The sequence below is a fragment of the Paenibacillus ottowii genome, assembly GCF_050516475.1.
In the GTDB taxonomy this organism is placed as follows: domain Bacteria; phylum Bacillota; class Bacilli; order Paenibacillales; family Paenibacillaceae; genus Paenibacillus; species Paenibacillus ottowii.
The window spans coordinates 2,948,653-2,972,172 of record NZ_CP191577.1; the positions used below are offsets into that span (position 1 = coordinate 2,948,653).

At 46.8% G+C, this 23,520-nt stretch carries 18 protein-coding genes; 3 read left to right on the plus strand and 15 right to left on the minus strand.

Going from position 1 to position 23,520, the window contains the following annotated elements:
• The coding region (locus tag ACQQ6X_RS13670; protein WP_430493451.1) for an Ig-like domain-containing protein at positions 1 to 1,060 on the minus strand (1,060 nt) is incomplete at its 3' end.
• Positions 1,061 to 1,077: 17 nt separating this feature from the next.
• Positions 1,078 to 2,901: a motility associated factor glycosyltransferase family protein gene (locus tag ACQQ6X_RS13675; RefSeq protein WP_305165770.1), complete on the minus strand. Its 1,824-nt coding sequence runs from the start codon at positions 2,899 to 2,901 to the stop codon at positions 1,078 to 1,080.
• Between the two features lie 504 nt (positions 2,902 to 3,405).
• Here ACQQ6X_RS13675 and ACQQ6X_RS13680 point away from each other — a divergent pair.
• Positions 3,406 to 4,638 carry an MFS transporter gene (locus ACQQ6X_RS13680; RefSeq protein ID WP_305165771.1) on the plus strand — a complete coding sequence of 411 codons (1,233 nt, stop codon included), beginning with the start codon at positions 3,406 to 3,408 and terminating at the stop codon, positions 4,636 to 4,638.
• A 135-nt stretch (positions 4,639 to 4,773) separates the two neighbouring features.
• Here the strand turns inward: ACQQ6X_RS13680 and ACQQ6X_RS13685 are convergent, their stop codons facing one another.
• Positions 4,774 to 6,453: a glutamine--tRNA ligase/YqeY domain fusion protein gene (locus ACQQ6X_RS13685; RefSeq protein WP_305165772.1), complete on the minus strand. Its 1,680-nt coding sequence runs from the start codon at positions 6,451 to 6,453 to the stop codon at positions 4,774 to 4,776.
• A 207-nt stretch (positions 6,454 to 6,660) separates the two neighbouring features.
• Here ACQQ6X_RS13685 and ACQQ6X_RS13690 point away from each other — a divergent pair, with 207 nt between their 5' ends.
• Positions 6,661 to 7,386, plus strand: coding sequence for a copper amine oxidase (locus ACQQ6X_RS13690; RefSeq protein WP_305165773.1), 726 nt, complete (start codon positions 6,661 to 6,663; stop codon positions 7,384 to 7,386).
• Positions 7,387 to 7,470: 84 nt separating this feature from the next.
• Complete coding sequence (locus ACQQ6X_RS13695) at positions 7,471 to 8,019, plus strand: GNAT family N-acetyltransferase (RefSeq protein ID WP_149034563.1); 549 nt, start codon at positions 7,471 to 7,473, stop codon at positions 8,017 to 8,019.
• Positions 8,020 to 8,124: 105 nt separating this feature from the next.
• Here the strand turns inward: ACQQ6X_RS13695 and ACQQ6X_RS13700 are convergent, their stop codons facing one another.
• The 12 genes from ACQQ6X_RS13700 to ACQQ6X_RS13755 form a co-directional block, all read right to left on the minus strand.
• Positions 8,125 to 8,619, minus strand: coding sequence for a GNAT family N-acetyltransferase (locus ACQQ6X_RS13700; protein ID WP_064797762.1), 495 nt, complete (start codon positions 8,617 to 8,619; stop codon positions 8,125 to 8,127).
• Between the two features lie 125 nt (positions 8,620 to 8,744).
• Positions 8,745 to 9,974 (minus strand): MFS transporter, encoded by a 1,230-nt coding sequence (locus tag ACQQ6X_RS13705; RefSeq protein ID WP_305165774.1) that lies wholly within the window; start codon positions 9,972 to 9,974, stop codon positions 8,745 to 8,747.
• A 46-nt stretch (positions 9,975 to 10,020) separates the two neighbouring features.
• On the minus strand, positions 10,021 to 12,153 hold the full coding sequence (locus ACQQ6X_RS13710) for a molybdopterin-containing oxidoreductase family protein (protein ID WP_305165775.1): 2,133 nt from the start codon (positions 12,151 to 12,153) through the stop codon (positions 10,021 to 10,023).
• 356 nt (positions 12,154 to 12,509) lie between these two features.
• Positions 12,510 to 13,355 carry a formate/nitrite transporter family protein gene (locus ACQQ6X_RS13715; RefSeq protein WP_305165776.1) on the minus strand — a complete coding sequence of 282 codons (846 nt, stop codon included), beginning with the start codon at positions 13,353 to 13,355 and terminating at the stop codon, positions 12,510 to 12,512.
• Between the two features lie 382 nt (positions 13,356 to 13,737).
• The gene (locus ACQQ6X_RS13720; RefSeq protein ID WP_305165777.1) at positions 13,738 to 15,099 is read right to left on the minus strand and encodes an FAD-dependent oxidoreductase; all 1,362 of its coding nucleotides are present in this window, start codon (positions 15,097 to 15,099) and stop codon (positions 13,738 to 13,740) included.
• A 390-nt stretch (positions 15,100 to 15,489) separates the two neighbouring features.
• Positions 15,490 to 15,966, minus strand: a complete 477-nt coding sequence (locus tag ACQQ6X_RS13725) for a glutathione peroxidase (protein ID WP_305165778.1) — start codon at positions 15,964 to 15,966, stop codon at positions 15,490 to 15,492.
• 115 nt (positions 15,967 to 16,081) lie between these two features.
• Positions 16,082 to 16,975: an ABC transporter ATP-binding protein gene (locus tag ACQQ6X_RS13730; protein WP_149034569.1), complete on the minus strand. Its 894-nt coding sequence runs from the start codon at positions 16,973 to 16,975 to the stop codon at positions 16,082 to 16,084.
• 228 nt (positions 16,976 to 17,203) lie between these two features.
• Entirely contained in the window at positions 17,204 to 18,223 is a 1,020-nt protein-coding gene (locus ACQQ6X_RS13735; RefSeq protein ID WP_305165779.1) for an LLM class flavin-dependent oxidoreductase, read from the minus strand.
• 133 nt (positions 18,224 to 18,356) lie between these two features.
• A complete protein-coding gene (locus ACQQ6X_RS13740; protein WP_305165780.1) occupies positions 18,357 to 19,502 on the minus strand; it encodes an AI-2E family transporter in 1,146 nt (381 codons plus the stop codon).
• Between the two features lie 148 nt (positions 19,503 to 19,650).
• Positions 19,651 to 20,664 carry an LCP family protein gene (locus ACQQ6X_RS13745; protein WP_063213819.1) on the minus strand — a complete coding sequence of 338 codons (1,014 nt, stop codon included), beginning with the start codon at positions 20,662 to 20,664 and terminating at the stop codon, positions 19,651 to 19,653.
• A gap of 114 nt (positions 20,665 to 20,778) precedes the next feature.
• Entirely contained in the window at positions 20,779 to 21,723 is a 945-nt protein-coding gene (locus ACQQ6X_RS13750) for a cation diffusion facilitator family transporter (RefSeq protein ID WP_305165781.1), read from the minus strand.
• 200 nt (positions 21,724 to 21,923) lie between these two features.
• Positions 21,924 to 23,492, minus strand: coding sequence for a DEAD/DEAH box helicase (locus tag ACQQ6X_RS13755; protein ID WP_305165782.1), 1,569 nt, complete (start codon positions 23,490 to 23,492; stop codon positions 21,924 to 21,926).
• Between the last annotated feature and the right edge of the window lie 28 nt (positions 23,493 to 23,520).

Sequence of the window (23,520 nt, forward strand, 5' to 3'; positions counted from 1 at the left end):
CTTCACGTCCATCTTCCTCGTGCACCACCAGATGGCCGGTACCCAGTTGCACCGCTTCGCTGAAGCCCATTTGCAAATCTGTCGTGAGGGCTTGCCCGCTCCCTTTTGGAAACAAGCTCGTATAACGAGGCTGCTCATCCCGCGTACGGAACGTCCAATCCTCCGGTGTATGCATCCCTGCATACGGGTTCATTGCAAAGTCTGTCAGCGTTCCTGAGGTAATTTCCAGATAGTACGACTTCCCTTCCTCCAATTCACCAGGTAGCCTGAAGTACACTCTTTGTTCGTTTTCATACGTAGAATTCACATTTCCTTCTCCAGATACCCACTGCTCTCGCACCACAGTTCCACCCGAAGCTTCATGAATTCTTATATAACCGTGGTTCAACTTTACCGGTTCATTAAACTCCAGCATAAAGCCTACATAGGGACCTGTCCCACTGAGCTCTGTACCCTCCGGAAATAGTTTCCTCACTAGCTTCGGTGCAGTCATATCTACGGTCTGGAAGCTCCATGTATTCTTATCCCAAATCGCGTTGCTTCCCTGACCTCCATGATCCACAAACATCCCCGAGCTGACCTCTACATAGTACCGAGTATTGTCTGACAACGGGTGATCCAGCTCCATCCGTACATGCTGTCCACTGATTTGGATCGTGCCTCCGTAGGTCGTTCCTCCGCTCACATCTATCCGGCCTGCTTCACGTCCATCTTCCTCGTGCACCACCAGATGGCCGGTACCCAGTTGCACCGCTTCGCTGAACGACATATCTAGATTGGTGGACAAAGAAACACCGCTTACCTGGGGTGAAAGCCAGGTATAGTATGGCGGCTCGTCCATTTGCGCCTGCATATAGACCGATGAAACCACGTGGGATGGAGAGACATCCTGAACGAACCCATCAGACACTGATACACTTTCCGTCGTGCTGTCGCTCACGCTCTCTGATGCGAACGCAGCTGACACATAAGGGTTTGCAAGGTTGAGCACTTGTGTTGTCAGCACACTTGCCTTAATCATTCGATTTATATGATTCTTATTTCTTTTTTTCTTACTCATATACGTGCTCCTTTTACTTAGATGTGAATGGAACGGTGAAATTCACGGATGTCACTCTTGATTTCTATATAGTCTTGCTGACATTTCCATATGAAATCCCCGAAATATAGCAGCATTTGCTCCCCTCTACCCAAAGGATTCCTACTGCTTTGAATAGCGTCCATCTTACTGTACAAAAACTCATATCGCATACGTTGACGAGGCAAAACATATATCTTAAAAAAACAATTACCTAATAATGAGGCAAACAAATCGTCAAACTGTCCGAACAACACGTTCAGCATATGAGCCTGATTTAGGCCAATCTTATGTTTAATTTCGAGCAGAGCATGATGAATCTGTTCCATAATGGCTTGAAAAACCTCTTCATCCCGCTGGAGTTCTTCAATTCGCGACCTTAGGAACATGAGATCATATTCCGAACTATTGCTGGTTTGTAGCCACGAATCATTAACCGCACCTTTTAAGCGCGTCTGGATTACCTCTCCCAGGTTCTGGAAATATGCACCTTTAATAGTAGCCCCTTCGCGTGTAGTGTTGATAAATTCAGTTCCCTTCGCTCTACTGATGTAAAATTCCATTTCTGTTTTCATTTTGATAAAAGACTGTCGTGTAACCACCTGCTGGCCATGAACGCCCTCTACACGTGGCAAATCTGCACTAGCTGGTACGCCTTTGGCATGGGTAATCCCCTCGGCATAATATTGCTCCCCCCGATAAGCTAAATTTTGCCCTACCAACACAATAGGATCTGCCTTCATCCGGATCATACATTGGAGCGCAATGACGGCTACAGAAGGAGCGTCATTAATAATCGTGGGCTTATTTCCCTCGGATGTGCGCAATACATGCTTGGAGAGTTCATCCTGAGAGATGATGATATGCATGAGACGCCCTGGATAGGCATCGAGTGTGTGTTTACCGACTGTACTGCCGAAAACGAGGGGGATAGAATCAATTTGCTTGTCGATCACCTTCTGAATTACATTTACGTTGTATTCATTAGGGTCATAACTAAATGTTCCGTGCGGATAAATGCCGTGCTCCACCAGCGTGTTCACTGCAGAACCTACCGTAAACAGGTATGCAAGATTATTTTCTCGAATGTAGCGAAGGTGCTCAATTTCGTCGTTAAGCGAAGGACCAGCAGAAATAATCAAGACCGGCTTGCCTTCTATGTACTCTGAGCCGGCATGCAGAAAGTCAGAACTATGTAAAATAAAGGGAAAATTGTGCATGCTGTTTAGCGCCCACTTTTTTTCGTAAACATGGTTGATAGCCATTTTTTCCTTCTTATTAGAGACCATTCTATACAATGTTTCATTAAACTTCTTCAATTCCGCAGTAAATAAAGCTCGATATGGGAGCCACGGAATGACCAGCACTCCAGATACACGGTCAATCAACCTGTGCAATATTCCAATTGTCTCCCCAGTAATTGCTCCTACCATCACCTCTTCGATCTTCTCACCAGCAAGCCAATCGTTTTCATTCAGATTCTGTAAAAAAATATTCATCACGCCAGTATCCGGCTCGACAATGGAGAAACTAGTATTTGGGTGAATGCGCAGAAATTCACGAATATGATACCCTAGTCCTACTCCAAAAAAGATCACGTGCGCTTGAGGCTCTACTTCTTTAAAACCAGATACAAACAACTCTGCTTCCCGCACAGGCTGCTCACGATCATGCAAATAATATGAACGTCCCTCACGAGTCGTTACTATGTTAGGCTCATTGGGTTCAGAAGTTAGCAACTCATTTCCTTCTCGTGCCTGAAGCAAATGAAGCCGAGGAAAACGGCGATATAAGGAGTTGTCCCTTCGATGCTGTGATGCCATTTTTTAATCCTTTCCACCGAATATTTCATAAAACCAAACAATACAGATCAGATGGCTCAGACCATATATCACCAAATTGGGAATAGCATTCTGATTTTATGTAATATCTGCGACAATATATTTATTCAGAAAAAAATAATCCTAAATTCACCTGATTATGGATTAAGTATCGGTTATTCACGATGTAAACTTTAGGTCTTAAGAACCTATTTACAAATAAAAACTTTGTAACCAGCAAAACATCTGTGTGAACTGACCATATATGGACTCCAATGCGGCAATTCATCTGTATATCGCGTTTTAGATCCACAAAAATTAAAGCTAACAGTAATTATGAATTCATTTAAATCAATATCAAACTAGTATAATCAAATAATTATTACATAATTGTAATTTTATTGGTTTGTTAACCCTTTCAACACATGATACATTGGAATAAAGAACCTCCCACAGATCGGCATCGGTGCGTAGTTCTCTATCGGGCTAAGAAAGGAATGGCTTGTCTTGCAAAAGAGAGAAATTCAGGAGACTCCTCTATATTCCCTAAAGCTATATAACTTTTTTCTATATGGAGCTATGGTCATTTTCTCCAGCTTCTTCCCGTTGTATTTGCAAGATATCGGCATGGACAAGCTGGAAATCGGGAGTCTGATGGCCATCGGGCCTTTTGTATCCGTATTCGCGAATCCTTTTTGGGGATATACAAGCGATCGCAGCCGAAACCTCCGGCGTATTCTATTAATTATGATTATAGGTACATTGTTACTGCTGCAAGCTTTATTTCATGTTCACACGTATGTCATGATTTATGTGTCGATGATTGGCTTTTATTTTTTCCAGAGCCCGTTATTCGCCCAAAGCAACACCCTGATTCTCAGTTATATTGAGGGCACAGACCGGAAATTTGGTGCTTTCCGTATATGGGGTTCCTTCGGTTGGGCTGTGGTTGCAGCCGTTGCTGGCGTAGTGGTGGACCACACAGGAATATCTAGCATATCGACTATCTTTACAGTACTTCTTCTGGCTGCATTGGCCTGTACATTGGCAATTCCGCCACTGAAGAGCACTGTGGAGACGGCAACCATCCATTTGCGTGGCTTTGGCAGTATTTTATTAAACGGATACTTTATATCCTTCATATTATTAGGTATTCTCGTATCCATTCCCAATTCAATCAACAGCGCCTTTATGTCCCTGTATATCACCGAATTGGGCGGTTCCAAGCTGATGCTTGGTTTTGCCGTTTTTATGTCATCGGTATTCGAAATTATTGTCTTTTTGCTGTTTGATCGCTTCTTGAGAAAAAAAATGACCGTGATGGTTGGCTGTTTGGCACTCGTCAGTCTGCTGTTTGCCTTACGTTGGGAACTAATGGCTCAGGCCACAGACCCGATTCAGATCGTGTTCATTCAAGCACTTCATTGCGTCACCTTCGGTGGATATTTCTATGTAGGCACCCAGTTGACTGTCCTGTTCACGCCTGCAGCATACCGATCATCCGGACAGGCCGTATATACCTTGACCTGGAGTGGCATATCCGGGATCGTAGCAGGTTTTGCAGGAGGTTGGCTATTCCAGAACTTTGGCGGTGAAATGATGTACCATGCAGGTGTCTTCTTCGCCCTGCTGGGCTCTGCGGGATTCGCTATCATGTGGTATATGCTGTACAAGAATGGTTACCAGCCAGGACATGGCGGCGAGCACAAACCAATAGATGAAGCACCACAACGACAATAAAGTGTCTTCAAGTCAATGGTCAGGTGAACCATGAAGAACGCGTATGTGTGCATAAAATAAAGGAGTCTGCCGTTGGCAGACTCCTTTTCAAGTTGGTCGCACGAAGCTACCTTTTGCCCCACTCTCTCCAGCATCTTATTGCTTAGGCAATTGGAAAGAGCTTTTCAGTGACACCACGCGGTTAAATACAGGCTCACCCGGTTTGGAAAGCTTCGGATCTACACTGAAATAACCATGACGGAAAAATTGGAACTTGTCCTGCGGTTGAGCTTCTTTCATGTTCCGTTCTACATAACCATGAGCAATTTCCAAAGAGTTTGGATTTAATTGATCAAGGAATGTTTTTTCCGATCCATCCTCTTCCAAGGCCTCTGGTTCCTCTGCGTTAATCAATGGCTCATACAAACGGAATTCGGCCGGCACAGCCTGAGTAGCCTCTACCCAATGGATGGTCCCTTTCACTTTACGGCCTGTAAAGCCCGATCCACTTTTGGTTTCTATATCATAGGTACAGTGAATCTCCGTTACACGACCGTCCGCATCCTTAATGACATCATTGCATTTAATGAAGTAAGCATGTTTGAGACGCACCTCATTACCAGGGAACAAACGGAAGTATTTGCTCGGTGGATTCTCCATGAAGTCCTCACGCTCGATATAAATTTCACGAGAAAACGGAATTTGGCGTGTTCCAAGCTCCGGATTTTCTGTGTTGTTCTCCGCCTCCAGCATTTCCACTTGTCCTTCAGGATAGTTCGTAATGACCACCTTCAACGGATCTATAACTGCCATCGTACGTGGTGCCTTAAGCTTCAAGTCCTCACGCGCAAAATGCTCCAGTACCTGTAAATCAATAACTCCGTAGGCTTTGGAAATGCCTGTCTCATATACGAAGCTGCGAATGGCCTCTGGCGTATAACCGCGACGACGCAAACCGGAAATGGTCGGCATCCGCGGATCATCCCAGCCGTCTACGTGTTTTTCATCAACCAGAAGTTTGAGCTTACGTTTGCTGGTTACCGTTTGAGCTAGATTTAGCCGTCCAAATTCGTATTGATGAGGGACGTTTTCCATCTCGCATTCAGCTACAACCCAATCGTACAGTGGGCGTTGATCTTCGAACTCCAGTGAACAAAGCGAATGCGTTACACCCTCAATCGCATCTTCCAGCGGATGAGCATAGGAATACATTGGATAGATGCACCAGGTATCGCCTGTATTGTGATGGGGTGTGTGTGAAATGCGGTAAATCACCGGATCACGCAAATTGATGTTTGGCGAAGTCATGTCAATCTTGGCACGCAGCACCTTTTCACCATTCTGGTATTTGCCTGCACGCATTTCTTCAAACAGCTTTAGATTTTCTTCCACACTGCGATCTCGATAAGGACTGTTTTGTCCCGGTTCTGTCAGTGTTCCGCGCGTTTCACGGATTTGGTCCGCGCTTTGGTCATCCACGTAAGCTTTCCCTTTTTGGATCAGCAGGATAGCACGCTTGTACATTTCTTCAAAGTAATTGGAGGCAAAATGCTTTTCCTCCCATTCATAACCGAGCCACTTCACGTCCTCCTGAATGGAATTCACGTATTCCGTGTCTTCCTTCGCCGGATTGGTGTCATCAAAACGCAGGTTCGTGCGTCCTCCGAATTCATCTCCCAACGAGAAATTGATCCAGATGGCTTTGGCATGTCCAATATGCAAATATCCGTTGGGTTCAGGTGGGAATCGTGTAACAACTTGCTTTACCTTCCCCGTACGTAAATCCTCTTCAATAACATTTTTAATAAAATTGGGGGGAGTAATCGGCTTCTCCACACTAATCAACCTTTCTTCCGTATAATCTGTGTACAACCTGTTCCCTTAAATATACCCTTTCACACCGCATAACTCAATAAAATGAAAATTAGGATGCTCTCTTCAGCGAAAAAAGATGCAAGTTATGAAAAAGAGTTAACATTTTCGGCGGATAAATTCGTTATAGTGTATATATCTTTTATTTTAATCGGAAAAGGAGACCCACCCGTGTTTAAGCTGTTGATCGTCATCCTACTGTCTATGCTATTGTCCTCTTCCGTTATGACTTCCGATCATCCTTCCTCAGGCATGGTGACCGAGACTGTACGATCTCATCCGCTGGCCAGTGCGCCAGAAGACTCGTCTGTCTGCTTATATGCCATAAGCCCGTCAGAGGGGATATTTCATTCAGCCGTACTGGAAATCGGCCAGCAACGCCGCACATTCCAGTGGGCTGGCTTGGCGGATATCTCCGCTGCACCCCAGTTATATTACAGAGATGTAAACGAAGATGGTGTCCGTGAAGTCATTGTGATTCTCACGCGTGCCTCGGGAACGGGTGTGGAATTGCAGGAATTGCATATTATTAACGCACAGACGATGGAGGAATATGCAGTGGAATCGGCAGCAAATGCGGTATCCCAGCGAGTACACAGCTCAGTGGAGCCGCGTGACCACAACCGCCAGGTGCATATCGCTGTTACGATTGACGGTACTACACACACGATGGACCCCAAAGCGTCCGTATTTTACGATGATCCAGCCCACTTTACAAAGCATCTCGATTTTAGCTCTGTTGTAATATATGATGCTGAACAATCCCCTCTGCATGCCACTGTATCTGGTAGCGTATCGCCAACCGAATTTGTAGGGGATTTGGATCTGAAATATGTATATGAGCAGGGGCGGTTCCGGGTGGGACCTATAAAATATGAAGCTTCCTCTCCCTTTTGACGACTCTCGCAGAATAAGGTAGCATGGGATTAAATGCTAGACTGGCTGGTTTAGCGATTTTCCGAGTGAAAGAGGGGATTCATCATGTTTACATATGCGTTGGACGAACGCACAGTCCTTCGGCCGCTTACCAAGGAGCATGTGCAGCCTCTGTTTGAGCTGATCGAAATGTCCCGTGACCGCCTGCGTCAATGGCTACCATGGGTAGACTCCACCACGGAAATCAGCCATACAGAGCAGTTCGTGCAGGGCGCCTTGAAACAAGCCGCAGAGAACGGCAGCCTGACTGCGGGAATTTGGCTAGACAATGAGCTTGCTGGCATCATCAGCTACCATGAGATCAATTGGGCTCACCGTTCGGTCAGCATAGGATACTGGCTGGGACACGGCTACGAAGGACAGGGCCTCATGACCAGCGCCTGCCGCGTATTCGTCGAATATGCGTTGATGGAGTTGGATTTACACCGAGTCGAAATCCGCTGTGCAACAACGAATCGCCGCAGCCGCGGCATTCCAGAACGCTTGGGCTTTGTGCTCGAAGGCATTGTACGCGAAGCAGAGCTGCTGCCAGATGGATATATGAACCACGCAGTGTACGGTATGCTCCAGAATGAATGGAAGCAACTTCGGTAACTTTGTACTGCACAACAACGCCGCAGACCTGATCAGGTCTGCGGCGTTGTTGATTATGAGTTAGACATTGCGACCGAATGTTGCTGCCTGTCTGTTACCTCCGGCCTATTTTAAAAAATAGGCCATTAAAACATCATCCACGAATTGGCCTGCGATATAAAACTCCTCATGCAGCCGCCCTTCAATCGCGAAACCGCATTTTTCGTAAAACATAAGGGCTTCCGTATTACAAGAGAGTACGCGCAAACTCAATTTGCGTATGCCTTCCGCAGCTGCAATGTCCTTCATGGAGTTCATAAGCGCCGTCCCAATACCTTTGCGATGATAGTCTGGATGTACAGCTATATTTATTTCGAGTACATGACAATTACTAGCCAACAGCGTTGGAGGACGAAATCCAATATATCCACAGAGCACTTCCTGCTCAATGGCGACCAGTTGAGAGCCCGGAGGCGTATTGCGCAGAAACTCTCCGCGCGACTTCCATGACAGCGAGGCAGGAGCCGTGCGTTCGTTCCACACCAATTCATCCAGCGCAATCAGATCAGGAGCATCCTTCATCTCCGAATGACGTATCGTCAAGGGTTGACTTGTAAACAATTCCTTTCAATCCTTCCTGTGAAGGCTTTCCTGAAGCAATAACTGCAACCATCTGTCACTTATTGTACCATAGTTACAGGTCATTATTGAACTTTTGTTGGGACTTAAGAACCGGGAACACCAACCTACGAAGTAGTAGTATCCAAAGTATCCAAATCATGCCGGGAACGGTTCAACCAGCTATGCAGAACGAAAAACAGAATGGATAATACCGCTACGCCTGATGCCAGCCAAAGTGTAGGCGGTAAGCCGCCGCCATCATACAACTTCCCCATAACATAAGGTCCCATCACCCGTCCGGCTGCACCAATGCCCCCCACAAGTCCAATGTAAAAGGGTGCACCCCGACCTCCATGATCAGACAGGAATGCGGGAACCGCAGGTGCAATCAGCATTTCTCCCAGGGTCGCCAGTATCATAGCGAATATCATCCCAGTATAGTTCTGTGTGCCCAGAATGACAATATAGGCGGCCAAATAAAATCCTCCAGCCCATGTCATTTGCGCCGAAGCGTGGTGGGCATACAGGCGTTTGATCCAGAAAATAATAGGTTGTGCGGCAAAAATAAGGATACCATTCAACGTCCAGAGTAATCCATACATCGTTTTAGGTAAGCCCTGCTCAATAATGTAGGGAGAAACCCCCGTATTCCAGATGGAATTGCCAAACCATAAAAAGAGCGAGCCTAATCCTACAAAGAGATACAGCCTGGTATCACGAAACAGCAACCGAGCTGGCATTTCTTCTCTTTTCATCACGGACTTGCTGAACTGAACTTCCCCCTCTTCCCGATCCACCCTACTTAAATAAGACCAGAAGAACCCGGCAAATACCGCAGAAGTTACCCCGTTCATTACAAAGCTGAGCTGATAGGAAAGGTCAGCCAGAACACCGCTCAGTCCCGTTCCAAGTGCGACCCCAATATTGTTCGCGACATAAATAATATTAAACAACTCTCCACGTCGGTCAGCAAAACGAAAACCTACAAAGGCCTGAATCGCAGGCACAGATACCACATTAAAAAAACCGATAAAGCCCATCATGATGACAAATGAGACCCAATGACCGCTGGTAAATGGAAGCGAGAGAAGCCCCAACGCATTCATGGCCAATGAGCCGACAATCAGTTTCTTGGCTCCAATACGATGATAAAGGGCTCCGCCCAGCACTTGACCAAAAATTCCACCCAAGGACTGCACTAAAATCGCAATCCCCGCATCTTCCATACTACGGTTCAGTTCGTCAAAAACATACATACTAACGAGCGGCCACATGAGGGAACTTCCGGCGGAATTAATCAGGCTGGCTACAAGAAATACTTTTACTTCTTTCGGATAAGACTCCAACCATTTCATATTTTTTGCTTCTCCTTTTGCACCTGACGCCATAAAAGGCAGATTCTCATTGGCGCTTCACATTCACCACCGTTGAGAAAAAAGTAGCTCCCTGTCCCATATCCGACAGCCGGTCAGAGGTTAACACATTCGCACGCTGTCTGCGTCCCTTGCTTTCCCACCATAATCCTTGGCTAACCACCGTACCGGGCAGCATCAGATCGGTAACCTTGGCTTTTAACTCATACGTTCCTCTGTCATTCCAGACGGTGACCGGATCACCATCTGCGATGTCTCTTGCCTGAGCATCCTCCGGGTGAATTTGCAGCAAGGGCTCCCGCTCCAGTCGCTGATGCTTGGGCAAATTTGCGAAAGTTGAATTCAAGAAATTATGGTTTGGCGGTGAAACAAACATCAATGGAAAACGATCATCCGCTTGTGGTCGACGCTCTCCGTCGTACCCTTCGATCAGCGGTACATAAGAGGGCATTGCGGGCAGACCTGCTTGTTTCATTTTTTCCGAATACAACTCGATCTTGCCTGAAGGCGTAGTTAGACGCTCCAAATAATTAGCCTTTGGCGTCATATCGAGCTTTACAAAAGGCGACTTTTTTAAGGCATCCAAGGTCACACCGTTGAGATAAGGGTTTGTTGGATTATCCAGCGCACCTGCGATCATATCCTCTTCACTTTCCGTAAAGGCAGCTTCATCAAAGCCCATTGCCCGTCCGAGCAGGCTAAACAGCTCATAATTGCTTTTGCTTTCTCCAAGCGGATCAATGACGGGCTGCTGCATTTGGATATAGTGGTGCCAGTACGATTTGTATAGGTCTGTACCTTCAAAAGAAGACGCGGCAGGCAGCACAATATCTGCATAGCGGGCCGTGTCAGTTAGGAACAAGTCATGAACAACCGTAAACAGATCCTCTCGTTCAAATCCCTTCGTCACCCGTTCCGAATCGGGTGCTACAACTACCGGATTACTACAATATACGAATAACGCCTTAATCGGCTGTTCCTTTTGTAATAGCGCCTCTCCGATCTGGTTCATGTTGATCACCCGGGCATCCGGGTTCTTTCGTAGATCAGGACGCTCCAGATAGGCGCTGTTAATCTTGGCATAAGCGCCATTGGAGCGCGACGCTCCCCCGCCGTGCTTTAACCATTGTCCCGTGAGTGCAGGCAAGCAAGTAACTGCGCGTACGTTCATACCGCCATTATCATGATGCTGAAGCCCATTTCCGATATTGATATAGGCCGCTCGCGCCTTCCCGTACATTTCCGCCAGACGGATAATATCCTCTTCCGGCACGCCGGTAATCCGTGACACCCGTTCTGGTGTATACGTCTTGACATGCTCCCGCAATTCGTCATGACCTACGGTGTAACGACGTAAAAACTCATCGTCTGTCAGTCCCTGATCAAACAGTACATGCATAACACCCAGCGCGAGTGCCGCATCCGTGCCCGGATATAACGGAATGAACCAATCCGCCCATTGCGCAGTCCGGTTGCGATGAACATCAATAACAATCACCTTAGCGCCTTTTTTACGTGCTTTCTCAGCCAATACGACCTGATGCATGTTGGTGCTGATGACATTTCCGCCCCACACAATAATGAGCTCTGCATCCTCTGTATCCTCCGGGCTCGTACCGCCCTTAAACCCCATAACGGATGCCCAGCCTTCATTCCCAGCCACGCTGCAAATCGTCTGATCCAGTTGGCTTGAACCCAGCGCATTGAAAAAGCGGCGGTCCATTCCATCTACACTCAACACACCCATATTGCCATAAAAGCTGTAGGGGAGAATCGACTCCGGTCCGTCCGTACGTATCAGCTCCTTGAACCGACCTGTAATGGTATCGACCGCCTCCTCCCAGCTAATTCGTTCAAACTTCCCTTCCCCTTTGGCGCCTACACGCTTCAACGGATACAGAACCCGATCCGGATCATATACCCGCTCGGTCATATTGCGGACTTTGTTGCATATAGCCCCTTTGGTAATGGGATGATCCGGATTACCAGTCACCTTGACTATCTTTCCATGTTCCTTGTGAAGCAGGAGCCCACATGTATCCGGGCAATCCAACGGGCATACAGCCGGAAAAATACCGTTTTGCTGTTCCGTCATCCGCTGTCCCCTTTGTAAGTTATGTTGAAGTGTGGCCTCAAGAGGCGCGCTATTGCGTTGATCCATGGTGTTAATGCTCCTTTCCGTTACCGTTTCCAAAAATTACACTGTTCTTATCATATCTACAGCTTTGATCTATGGCAAGAGAAGGATTTTACCACACAGCCTCTTTCAAAATATTAAAAAAATCCATCTGCTACATAGTGCAAGACGGATTTTAGAAATCATAATTATTTTTTTATCATGCTGTTTCACTCTTACGTACTCAGGGTAAAAGAGATCAAGGCATTATGGACGAGAGCACACTCATCCTCCATGCCAAATCATGGACCACTCCCAAAAAAATCCGCCATGACAGGTTTCGTTCCCCCGGGCCTGTCATGGCGGATTTGCTTTGTTCATTGATTCATAAAGTAATGTGATTACGCATGGTCACTCAACGGATTGGATGCAACTGAAGAAGTAGTTTGAGATTCATTTGTGGAATGTACCTTGGCTTGAGTTTTCTTCAGATAGGCCAGCCAATAGGCTCCAGCCACAAACAGGCTACCTCCCACCAAATTCCCCAACCAGACCGGAATGAAATTCATAACATAGTCTGCCCACGAAAAATGTCCTGCAAAAATAGCTGCTGGAATGAGAAACATATTGGCAACAACGTGCTGGAACCCAATAGCAACAAAGGACATCGTCGGGAACCAAATTCCCATGATTTTGCCGCCAATGGAGTCTGTACTGTATGCCAACCATACAGCCAGTGCTACGAGCCAGTTACATCCTATACCTGATATAAAAGACTGTAAAAAGCTTTCATGCAGCTTATGTCCTGCCATATCCACGACCTTGTCCAGATAAGGACCTGTTTCTGTCAAGCCCAGAACATGCCCAAAGAAAAACGCAACAAATATGGCACCTGCAAAATTACTGAGCGTAATAATCGCCAAATTACGAAGCATGGCTCCTGTCTTGATTCGTCCTGCCCATCTCGCCAAAGGGACTGCCATCATATTGCCAGTCAGCAATTCGCCACCAGCGACCAAAACTAATATCAGACCTACAGGGAACACCGCAGCTCCAATAAAGGTAGCAATGCTTCCCCACTCTTTAGGTGCACTTGCAATAACACGTATATCCAGCAAAAACCCGAGTGCAATAAATGCACCTGCCAAAAATCCCAATACCACCGCCACAGTCCACGGGTTGTTCGCTTTGGCCACTCCTGTTTCGACCGTCTTCTCGGCGATTTGCCCCGGTTTATAGCTTGCCATCTGCCCCCGCTCCTTTAATATCTTTTAAAATATTCTTCTTTCATATTTTATTTAAAATCAGTGATTTTGTTTGTGAAAAAAATCACTTTCTCAGATATAAAAAAACAGCCCTCCTAAAAGGACTGTCTTTCTGTATGATTACATCTACTGCGCTACTAATGCGCTTTACATTTAATTGTATTCTTCCTTTTCAACGGCTCTCAAGAACCAAAGAACTCCGCCCAGACCGACGGCTGCGACAACTACAAGAAAAAGGATATAAAACAAACCCATTATCTACTTCTCCCCCTAATCCTTATGCTCTCTATATTGTACTATAAGGATTCATCTATACGCTTCAGATTGTTGACAAACTTATGAACAATGTCACAGACAAATTAAATTATACAGTAACTGGATTTCGTTCCGATATCGTAGGCAATGCTTGCAAGCCTGCTGCGTTCAGGAAATTCCAAGGTTTGTTATAGTGCGGCTGGAAGAAGAAATCGACAAAAGCCAACTGGTCAATGGTCATATGATTTTGAATCGCTACAGACAGTGTGTTAATGGATTGCGTCAAATCCACCTTCGACATAATTTGGGCCCCGACAATTCTTCGTGTCTCCTGCTCATATACAACTTTCAGCAGCACCTTTTCAGAGGTTGGCATAAACTCAGGACGATAGCTGTCCTCGATTGTTACAGTTTCTACAGTCATCCCCTCGTCCATTGCTGCGGCTTCTGTCATTCCTGTTCCTGCAATATTATCTTCGTAAATTTTGATGCCTGAAGTTCCTTGTGTTCCCATGTAGGAAATGGTCGGCTGTACCAGATTCCGTGCCACCAGCGTCCCCATACGAACCGCATTGGTCGCTAACGGAATATACGCTGTTTTGCCAGTCGGATTATAGCGAATTGCACAACTGTCGCCTGCTGCAAACACATCCGGGCAGCTACTTTGCATATAATTGTCTACGATAATCGCACCATTAGGCAACATATCTACCTGACCTTTCAGCAGATCCGTTTGAGGCCGGAAACCGATACAAAGTATAACAAGCTCTGTTTCATATTCTCCTTTGGAAGTCACAACCTTGCTCACTTTACCGTTAGTCCCCTCAAAACGACTTACTGTCTCGCCAAGTACCAGCTTAATGCCATGTTCTCTCAGAGAGTTTTCAATTCGGTCTGTATACTCATGGTCCAAATATTTATTCAATATACGATCAGCACTGTCGATCAACGTTACGTTTTTGCCGTTCATTTGGAAAGCTTCTACCAGTTCAACCCCAATGTATCCAGCTCCGACGACTGTAATGTTCTGTACGTGCTGGGCTTTCTCAATGATTTCATTCGAATGATTATAGTTTTTGCAGAGCAAAATATGATCAAGTTCAATGCCTTCCAGCTTCGGAATAATTGGCCACGATCCGGTAGTTACAATCAATTTATCAAATGTGTCGGTAAATTCCTCACCTGTTTGGAGATTACGTGCATGCAGCGTTTTGCCAACTGTATCGACACTCGTTACTTCATGAAGCATCTTGGTCACTACACCCATGTCAGCCAGCTGATCTGGGGAAGAATAGAACAATCCGTGCGGATCTTTAACGACACCACCGACGTACAGTGCAATACCACAAGATAAAAATGAAATATTGTCATTACGCTCATAGACTGTAATTTCGGCATCTGGATAACATTTAGCTGTGTTGACAATGGCTGCCGTCCCTGCGTGTGTACATCCGATAACTGCTACTTTCATGTTGAATTCCTCCTTGGTGTATGGGCATAAAATGTATAATAATTGTGAATACTTTCACTTATACGACTCGTTACTTCTTGTGATTTATTTCACTTCATGTGCTCATTATAGTGTGATATTTTTCACATTACAATAGCTTTCTATGTTATTCACAGTTTGTCCACATTTTAAAAAACAAGGATAGCTGAACTCAGCCGTTTGCTGAAATCTTTTTTTGGCTCCATTCAGTTTTCCCTAGGTGCCTCCTGTTTATGCCCTTGAAACAGACTCTCACATGATGCGTCAATCATTAGGCAAACGCGTATGTAGAAATAAAAAAAGGTCCGTTTCCCCGAGACAGGCGGAAACTAGACCTTGTTAAACATACATTAGTTTAAATAGACGAAGCCATTATAACAACTGCTCAATGGCACCTTTCATCGCTTCCGGTGACTCCTTAGGCTCAAAACGCGCCACAGGCACACCCTCACGATTCACAATGAATTTTGTAAAATTCCACTGAATTGTTCCATCTTCCTGTTCGCCAGGCTGCTGTTTCTTCAAATATTCAAACAGAGCTGCTGTATCCGGTCCATTCACATCCACTTTGGCGAATACCGGGAAATTAACCCCGTAATTCAATTGGCAAAATTCAGCTGCTTCCTCGCTGCTGCCTGGCTCCTGACCACCAAATTGGTTGCAAGGGAAACCTAAAACAACGAGTCCCCGATCCTTATATTCATCATAAAGCTTTTGCAGCTCCCCGTATTGCGGGGTAAGTCCACATTTACTAGCGGTATTGGCAATCACCAGCACTTTACCTGTGTAAGTTTCCAGAGAAACCTCCTGATTGGCTGGTGTTACAGCATTATATAAATAGACAGACACACAGCATCCTCCTTCATGTCTTTTGTTTTAGATTCTTAACCTATTTTACCCAAAACGTGACGGACATGCCAATATCCACAGACCTTTAGCGTGATGCTACCAACTGATGCCTCTCCTAACCTCTCGCTGCCACTTGGGGTCTAGCATCCCGTCGCTCGGCAACAGAACCCATCGTTTGCTTCTCTTCCATATTCATTCCCTTTACTGCTTGGCTTACCGTAGGCTGACCAGCTAAAGCATACGGAAGACAGAGCGGTACACCCGTACGAGGATCAGTTACAATATCCGCTTCAATCCCGAACACCTCGCGTAGCACATCCGGGGTCATAACCTCAGTCGGGGCTCCTACCGCCTTCGCTTTCCCTTTTTTGATCGCAATCATATGCTGAGCATACCGGGCTGCATGGTTTAAGTCATGCACGACCATAACAATGGTGCGTTCTGCCGAAGTATTCAGATACTCAAGCAGATGCAGCACTTCCAGTTGGTGTGCCATATCTAAAAATGTAGTCGGCTCATCCAGAAATAAGATATCCGTATCTTGAGCAAGCGCCATAGCAATCCAGGCGCGCTGACGCTGACCGCCAGAAAGCTGATCAATCGGACGGTCATGAAACTCGCTCATTCCTGTTACTTGTATTGCCCACTCTACCATCTTGCGGTCTTCCGCTTTCATGGAGCCAAAGCCTTTTTGATAAGGGAAACGTCCGTAAGATACCAGTTCCGTCACGGTCAATCCTTCCGGTGCAGTCGGATTCTGCGGCAAAATAGCCAACTGCTTCGCTACCTCCCGCGTGGATTGCTTATGAATGGATTTACCATCCAGCAGAACGCTACCGCCTTTAGGATTCATGATGCGAGCCATCGTTTTCAGAATGGTTGACTTACCGGAGCCATTTGCCCCCACCAGTGCTGTGATTTTTCCCTGCGGTATTTCTACGTTCAGATCTTCTACGATTAATCGATCCTCATAAGCAATATCCAGATTTGCCGTTTTCAGACGAAACATTTGGAATCATCCCTTTCCCTTATCCAATATATATAGTCACGGGCTTAACGCACGACATTCATCAAAACTTCATTCTATCTTTATATAATAAAGATATTGATAATCATTATCAAGTGTTAACTTACATATTCCCTCTAATATACAAATGCACTGCATCAATAACCCTTAAAAAATCAAAAAAAGATCACCGCCCTAAAGCGGTGATCTTTTCATTCCAGCAAATTCGCATTAAGCCTGTACAGAAGACAATCCAAATGCTTCAGCCATGAGACGGATAGATTTCATTTTGGCATCAAAGTCGTGGATAATGCTCGCAACCATGATCTCCTGTGCATTATAGTCCTTGCATAATTGCTCAAGCTGGTGCTTGACTTGTTCGGGTGAGCCGACCACCATGCGCTTGCGATTCTCACGAATTCGCATCCGGTCATAAGGCGTATACGGATACGCCAGTGCCTTTTCGACAGAAGGTGTCCCTCCGGTACGCGTCCCCTGCTCTAATAGCACGAGGGACAAATCCATGCTGGAAGCCAAACGATTGGCCTCCTCCTCAGTATCCGCACAGATCGCGAATACAGCGACAAGCGAACGCGGTTGCTCACTATGCTGGGAAGGCTTGAAGCTATGTTGGTATCCCTTCATAGCACCTGTGCCGCCTTCACCATTAATGAACTGCGCGAACGCGAAGCCTACGCCACGCTCGGCGGCCAGACTTGCGCTATCGCCGCTGGAGCCAAGCAGCCAGATTTCCGGCACGGTCTCTACGAGCGGCATCGCCTGTAGCGAGCCGAAGCGGTGCTGGTTGCCTGTGCTATCGTGCAAATAGGCTAGCAGATCATCCAGCTGCTCAGGGTACAGATCAACGCCGCCCCGCATTTTCCCCTCCTGCAAAGCTCTGGTAGCAATCGGCATTCCTCCAGGCGCTCGTCCCAGCCCCAGGTCAATACGTCCCGGATACAGCCCCTCCAGTACCCGGAAATTTTCCGCGACTTTATAAGCGCTGTAATGGGGCAGCATCACACCACCTGATCCTACTCGGATCGTCCGGGTACGAGCAGCCAGATGTGAGATCAATACCTCCGGGCTGGAGCCTGCAAGATTAGAAGCTGCATGATGCTCGGATACCCAGAAACGATGATAACCCAGACGTTCCGCCTCTATAGCAAGCTCAGCAGTCTTCTGTAATGCCTGTGAGTGCGTCATGCCTTCCGATACCGGAGATTGGTCAAGAATGCTGAGTTTTATCATAAAAAGTCTGACCTTTCTATTTTGGAATAAGAATAGGCATTAAGTATAGCACGTAAAGCCACAGTTAACCAAGAGGGGCAAAATAGCAGGTTTACAGCGCAAATTGTCATATTTATTTTTTATAGATTCGTCCTTACTTTAATTTATCTGCTTCATAAAGATGGGAACGTTTTTGAAAGAAACTAAACAGATGGGTCACGATTACTTTCAAGACGGCATAACCTGGAACCGCCAGTACAATTCCTACCACACCAAATAAATTACCTGCTGTCAAAATAACAAAGATAATCGTGATTGGATGCACCCGAAGAGATTTGCCCATAATTTGTGGGGAAATAAATTTACCCTCAATAAGCTGGACGACTGTCCATACGATAACCATTTTGAGCAGCATGACCGGTGAGGTAACCAGAGCTACGATTAACGCGGGTGTAATGGCAATTGCAGGCCCCAAGTAGGGAACCACGCTCGTAAAGGACGCAATGACCGCAAGCGTCAAAGAGTAGTCCAATCCAATAATCAGATAACCTATATACAGCAGCACTCCAATACAGAAGCTGACAATAATCTGTCCACGAATGTACGAGCTCACCTGATGATTCATTTCGGTCATGATACGATCCGTCTCTTTACGGAACATAGGTGGAAGCATTTTTAAAATCCACTGCGGCAATTTGTGCCCATCTTTCAGCAAATAGAACAGAATGAACGGAACCGTAGCGATCGCAAGCACAGTTTCCGTAATCACACCCAAAAAGCTGCCCACACCCGTCCATGCATTGTTAATAAGGCCAGATAACTTTTCAGAAGCCTTGGAGGCCAGTTCGGATGGATCTATTTGAATGGTGTTCTGGAACTGGTTCACAAAATTGCTGCCAATCAGTCTCTCAAACTGCTGTTTGACTTGCTCGGTGTAGGCAGGAACGTTTTGGATAAGACCCTGTATTTGATCACGGATCACCGGGATCACCGATGTAATTACAATAGTGATAATCCCTATAATGAGCAAAAACAGGACAATAATGGAATATACTCGTTTTACCTTATTCCGTTCCAGTACATCCACCAACGGGTTCAGCAGATAGTACAACACGCCGGACAAAATAACAGGGAGAATAATCGTTTTCAGCAATACGATGACCGGGGTAAATATGTATGAAATTTTCGTAAGCACTAAGATATTCAGGCCGATCAACAGTAGTACCAACAGGAATATCACAAACTTGTTGTTCAGAAAAAACTTCTTAAACCGTTCTTTCCATGCTGGAGTTATTTCCACATGACATTCCCCTTCTCTTTATACAGATGAATACGGTCTTTATCGTTACGATATATTTTTGGAACAAAATATACAAGATTATACCCAAATAAACACAAAAGCAAACAAAGCTGTACGTTATCGTACGAACTTCGCTTGCTTTGAATAGTTATGGAGTATCATTTGTCGTGGCGGCAGCCTCTACGGTCGTGGTCACAGGTTTGTTTTCCTGTTCAAAAAGGTTCTGTATGAACCGCTTAAGTTTCCGTTCATCCACACCCAACACCTGGGCACCTTTAATGGTTTCCCCGCGCACCAGCTCATTCGGCGGGATTTGCTGCTTCGCTACTGTTTTGGCGTCGATATTAAAACCCAATGAAGCCAGCTGCAACATTTCGGTTGTACTCAAATTCGTTTCAATATAAGGAGAAATGCTATTCAAAATACTCGGCAGTTTAATTAGCGATGAGGTCGATTGTATTTTACTGCCCAGTTCGGTAATGAATTTGCGCTGTCGCTCCGTACGTGTAAAATCCGAAGTTGCATCATGACGGAAACGCACATATTGCAGGGCTGTTTTGCCGTCCATATGCTGCATTCCCTTTTTCAAGTCAATATCAAACTGGTGTTTGTCTGCCTTGGACGTGTAATGCATGTCTTTTTCAACATCCAGGTCAATACCACCTACAGAATCAACCAAGGCAATGAAACCATTAAAATCAGTATATACATAATATTGAATCGGTATGCCGAGAAGATCGCTCACAGTCTGTCTGGTCAAATCCGGTCCACCGTAGGAAAAGGCCGCATTCAATCGGCTTTGCCCATGACCCGGAATCTTGACGTACGTATCACGAAGAATCGACATCAGTGTGGCCTTTTTCGTGACTGGATCAACAGAAGCAACCATAACCGAATCAGAACGCCCTGAATCTTCCCCACGGGAATCTCCACCTAGCAGCAGAATATTCACTCTCTCTGTCCCATCCCATTCCGGTGGAAGTGATACGTCTACAGGTTGTACATTGCTTGGGGTTTGGGTTTGCGGTTTAAATTTTGAGTCCTGTCCGGAAGCAACCGAAATTTGGTTCGTAAAATGATATATAGAATAAGCATAATATCCGCCCACTAAAAGAACTGCCGCAGTCACAGAAATACCTAGCCATTTTAAAAATTTTCGCATATTTTCGGGTAACCTCGCTTTTATTCATCATCGTTCGGCTTTTAAAAGCATACCCTTCCTGCAAGTTATCTGTCAATTCGCGTCGTTTTGTTCCAGGGGCGTTGTTCGTACTGGCTATACCTTATCTTCAGGTGTATTTGGTGTCGATTTCACAGCTTGGAGGTCGTCTGGATACCACGGATTCAAATGGACAAGCACCTCATATACCCGCGGCTCCCGCTTCATGACGGCCCGCTTGATCAGCCGGATAATATCGTGTCCTTGCTGAATTGTCAAAGAAGCATCCACTGAAGCACGGATGTCCACGATAATATAATGACCGTGCTCGCGGGCACGAATGCGGTCAATGCGCTGAACCTCGGCTACACTCAGTGCAGCTGCTGCGTAGCTTTCAATTTCCTCAGTTGCAATCGCCTTCTCCATGAGCACATCTATGGACTCGCGCCCCATTTCCCAAGCCAGTTTCAGAACCAGCAACGCCACTACGAATCCCGCAATGGGGTCGCCGTAAGATAAAATCGAAATATCCCAGTGTTCCCCGATCAGTCCTAATCCGATCCCCAATACAGCCGCTCCAGAGGCATATACATCAGCGAGGTGATCTTTTGCCGTCGCAATAAGGCCCTGACTATTGGCCGCTCTGCCAATACGAATCGTGTAGATATACAGCCACTGCTTCCAGAGCAGGGAAATAATGGCCGCTACCAATGCCAATATATGCTCTTGTGGCATCGGTTTGAACAGGGCGGCAATGGAGTGATAGCCGATAAATATACCTGCCCCGAACAATATGACTGCCACCACACTAGCACCAATGACTTCTGCCTTGCCGTGACCGTAGGGATGATCCTCGTCTGGCGGTTGGCTGGAAATTCTCATCGCTCCCAGTGCCGTCGCAGAAGCAATCACGTCTCCGGCGTTATGCACGCCATCGGCCACCAGCACCTTGCTGTTGAACATGAGTCCTGCGATTATTTTAATGCCAGTTAAGAGGATGTTGCTAATCAGGCTGACCCATGCCGAGACCATGGCACGCTTGCCCATATCCTGTTCCTGCATAATGTATAATCCCTCCAAATTATCTTTTAAAAGGTATCCCTACCCGCATTCAGTCACCTTAAGGCATCTTTCGTTGCTCTTTATCTTATGATGCTATTCTTGTAGTGACATAGATGAAGATTATAATAGCCCCGGAGGATGAGCCTCCCCGGGGCTATTATGATAACCATCGCGGAGTATTCTATGAGAATACCCCCATTTTATCTACTGGACCGACCACGTCGGCCTCCTTGACCTTGTCCGCCACGTCCACTGCTTTGCCCAGCCGAGCGGCCTTGACCTCCGCGGGCGGAACCGCCGCTGCTGCGGTCATATCCGCCGCGTCCGCTGCTTTGCCCAGCCGAGCGGCCTTGACCTCCGCGGGCGGAACCGCCGCTGCTGCGGTCGTATCCGCCGCGTCCGCTGCTTTGCCCAGCCGAGCGGCCTTGGCCTCCACGGGCGGAACCGCCGCTGCTGCGGTCATATCCGCCGCGTTCACTGCTGCTGCGGTTGGAGCGGCGCTCGCCGCCTGCGCCGTCACGACGACCGGACTGTTCGCGGCCGTTGCGGCGTCCACCGCCAGCATCGTTACCGCCAAAGGAGCGGCGGTCGCTTCTGCCTGAGCGGTCGCTTCTACCCTGCCGCTCAGCTGTATCGGGAGCAGGTCCACGCTGCCCGCGACCCTCACTGCTGGTGAATGTGACACCAGCAACTTTCTGGATGTTCCGAAGCTCAGGAACATCCCTTGGCGTGGCGAGCGTCACCGCAACGCCTTTGCCTCCGGCACGGCCGGTACGCCCAATGCGATGGATGTAGCTTTCGGCATCCTGCGGCATGTCATAGTTGAAGACATGCGTGACGCCTTCTACATCAAGGCCGCGTGCAGCTACATCTGTCGCTACGAGCAATTGAAGTTTTGCTTCACGGAACGCCTTCATTACTTGCTCCCGCTTGTTCTGGGACAAGTCCCCGTGCAGCTCACCGCTTTCGAACCCCATTTCCTGGAGCTCCTCATTCAGTTTGGCCGCCCGGCGCTTCGTACGGCAGAAAATAACTGCCAGATACGGACGATCTGTATTCAGTATATCCACCAGTGCCTGTTGCTTACCACGGTCTGTTGTTTGCACAACAACCTGACGGATTTGGCTCACTGGAACGGAAGAAGCCGATTTCACTTTGACATCTACGGGTTCGTTCATATAGACACGAGCCAGCTTGCGAATGCCGGCTGGCATCGTAGCCGAAAACAGCATCGTTTGTCTCCGGTAAGGAACCTCCTGAAGAATGGTCTCCACATCGTTCAAGAAGCCCATGTGCAACATTTGGTCAGCCTCATCCAGGACCAGCATTTTGATGCCGCTCAGATCCAGCGTCCCACGTCTCAGGTGATCCAGCAGTCGCCCGGGTGTACCGATAATCAGTTGGGCGCCGCCTTTTAGTTTACGAAGCTGACGCTCCACGTCCTGTCCTCCGTATACAGCTAGTAGAGATAAACTCGGCTCCGCAGCAGCCAAGCATTTTGCTTCCTCTGTGATCTGGAGCGCCAATTCACGCGTAGGTGCAATTACGAGCGCCTGCGGGTGCCGCTTGTCCAAATTCAGCTTTTGTAAAATCGGCAGTAAAAACGCAAGCGTCTTCCCCGTTCCCGTATGTGCCTCGGCGATCACATCCTGACCTGCCATCAACAGTGGAATGGACTCCTGCTGTACAGGTGTTGGCGTTGAGATTCCCTGCTCTTTCAAGGCTTCTACCCAATGTTGTTCCACGCCTAATGCTGTAAAATTCTTCAAGTGGTATTCACTTCCCTTATCTGTATTC

Excerpts from the sequence above, each read along its gene's own strand:
- ACQQ6X_RS13675 (WP_305165770.1), bottom strand. The coding sequence starts at position 2,901 with ATGGCATCACAGCATCGAAGGGACAACTCCTTATATCGCCGTTTTCCT.
- ACQQ6X_RS13695 (WP_149034563.1), top strand. The coding sequence starts at position 7,471 with ATGTTTACATATGCGTTGGACGAACGCACAGTCCTTCGGCCGCTTACC.
- ACQQ6X_RS13705 (WP_305165774.1), bottom strand. The coding sequence starts at position 9,974 with ATGAAATGGTTGGAGTCTTATCCGAAAGAAGTAAAAGTATTTCTTGTA.
- ACQQ6X_RS13710 (WP_305165775.1), bottom strand. The coding sequence starts at position 12,153 with ATGGATCAACGCAATAGCGCGCCTCTTGAGGCCACACTTCAACATAAC.
- ACQQ6X_RS13715 (WP_305165776.1), bottom strand. The coding sequence starts at position 13,355 with ATGGCAAGCTATAAACCGGGGCAAATCGCCGAGAAGACGGTCGAAACA.
- ACQQ6X_RS13720 (WP_305165777.1), bottom strand. The coding sequence starts at position 15,099 with ATGAAAGTAGCAGTTATCGGATGTACACACGCAGGGACGGCAGCCATT.
- ACQQ6X_RS13730 (WP_149034569.1), bottom strand. The coding sequence starts at position 16,975 with ATGTTTCGTCTGAAAACGGCAAATCTGGATATTGCTTATGAGGATCGA.
- ACQQ6X_RS13735 (WP_305165779.1), bottom strand. The coding sequence starts at position 18,223 with ATGATAAAACTCAGCATTCTTGACCAATCTCCGGTATCGGAAGGCATG.
- ACQQ6X_RS13745 (WP_063213819.1), bottom strand. The coding sequence starts at position 20,664 with ATGCGAAAATTTTTAAAATGGCTAGGTATTTCTGTGACTGCGGCAGTT.
- ACQQ6X_RS13750 (WP_305165781.1), bottom strand. The coding sequence starts at position 21,723 with ATGCAGGAACAGGATATGGGCAAGCGTGCCATGGTCTCGGCATGGGTC.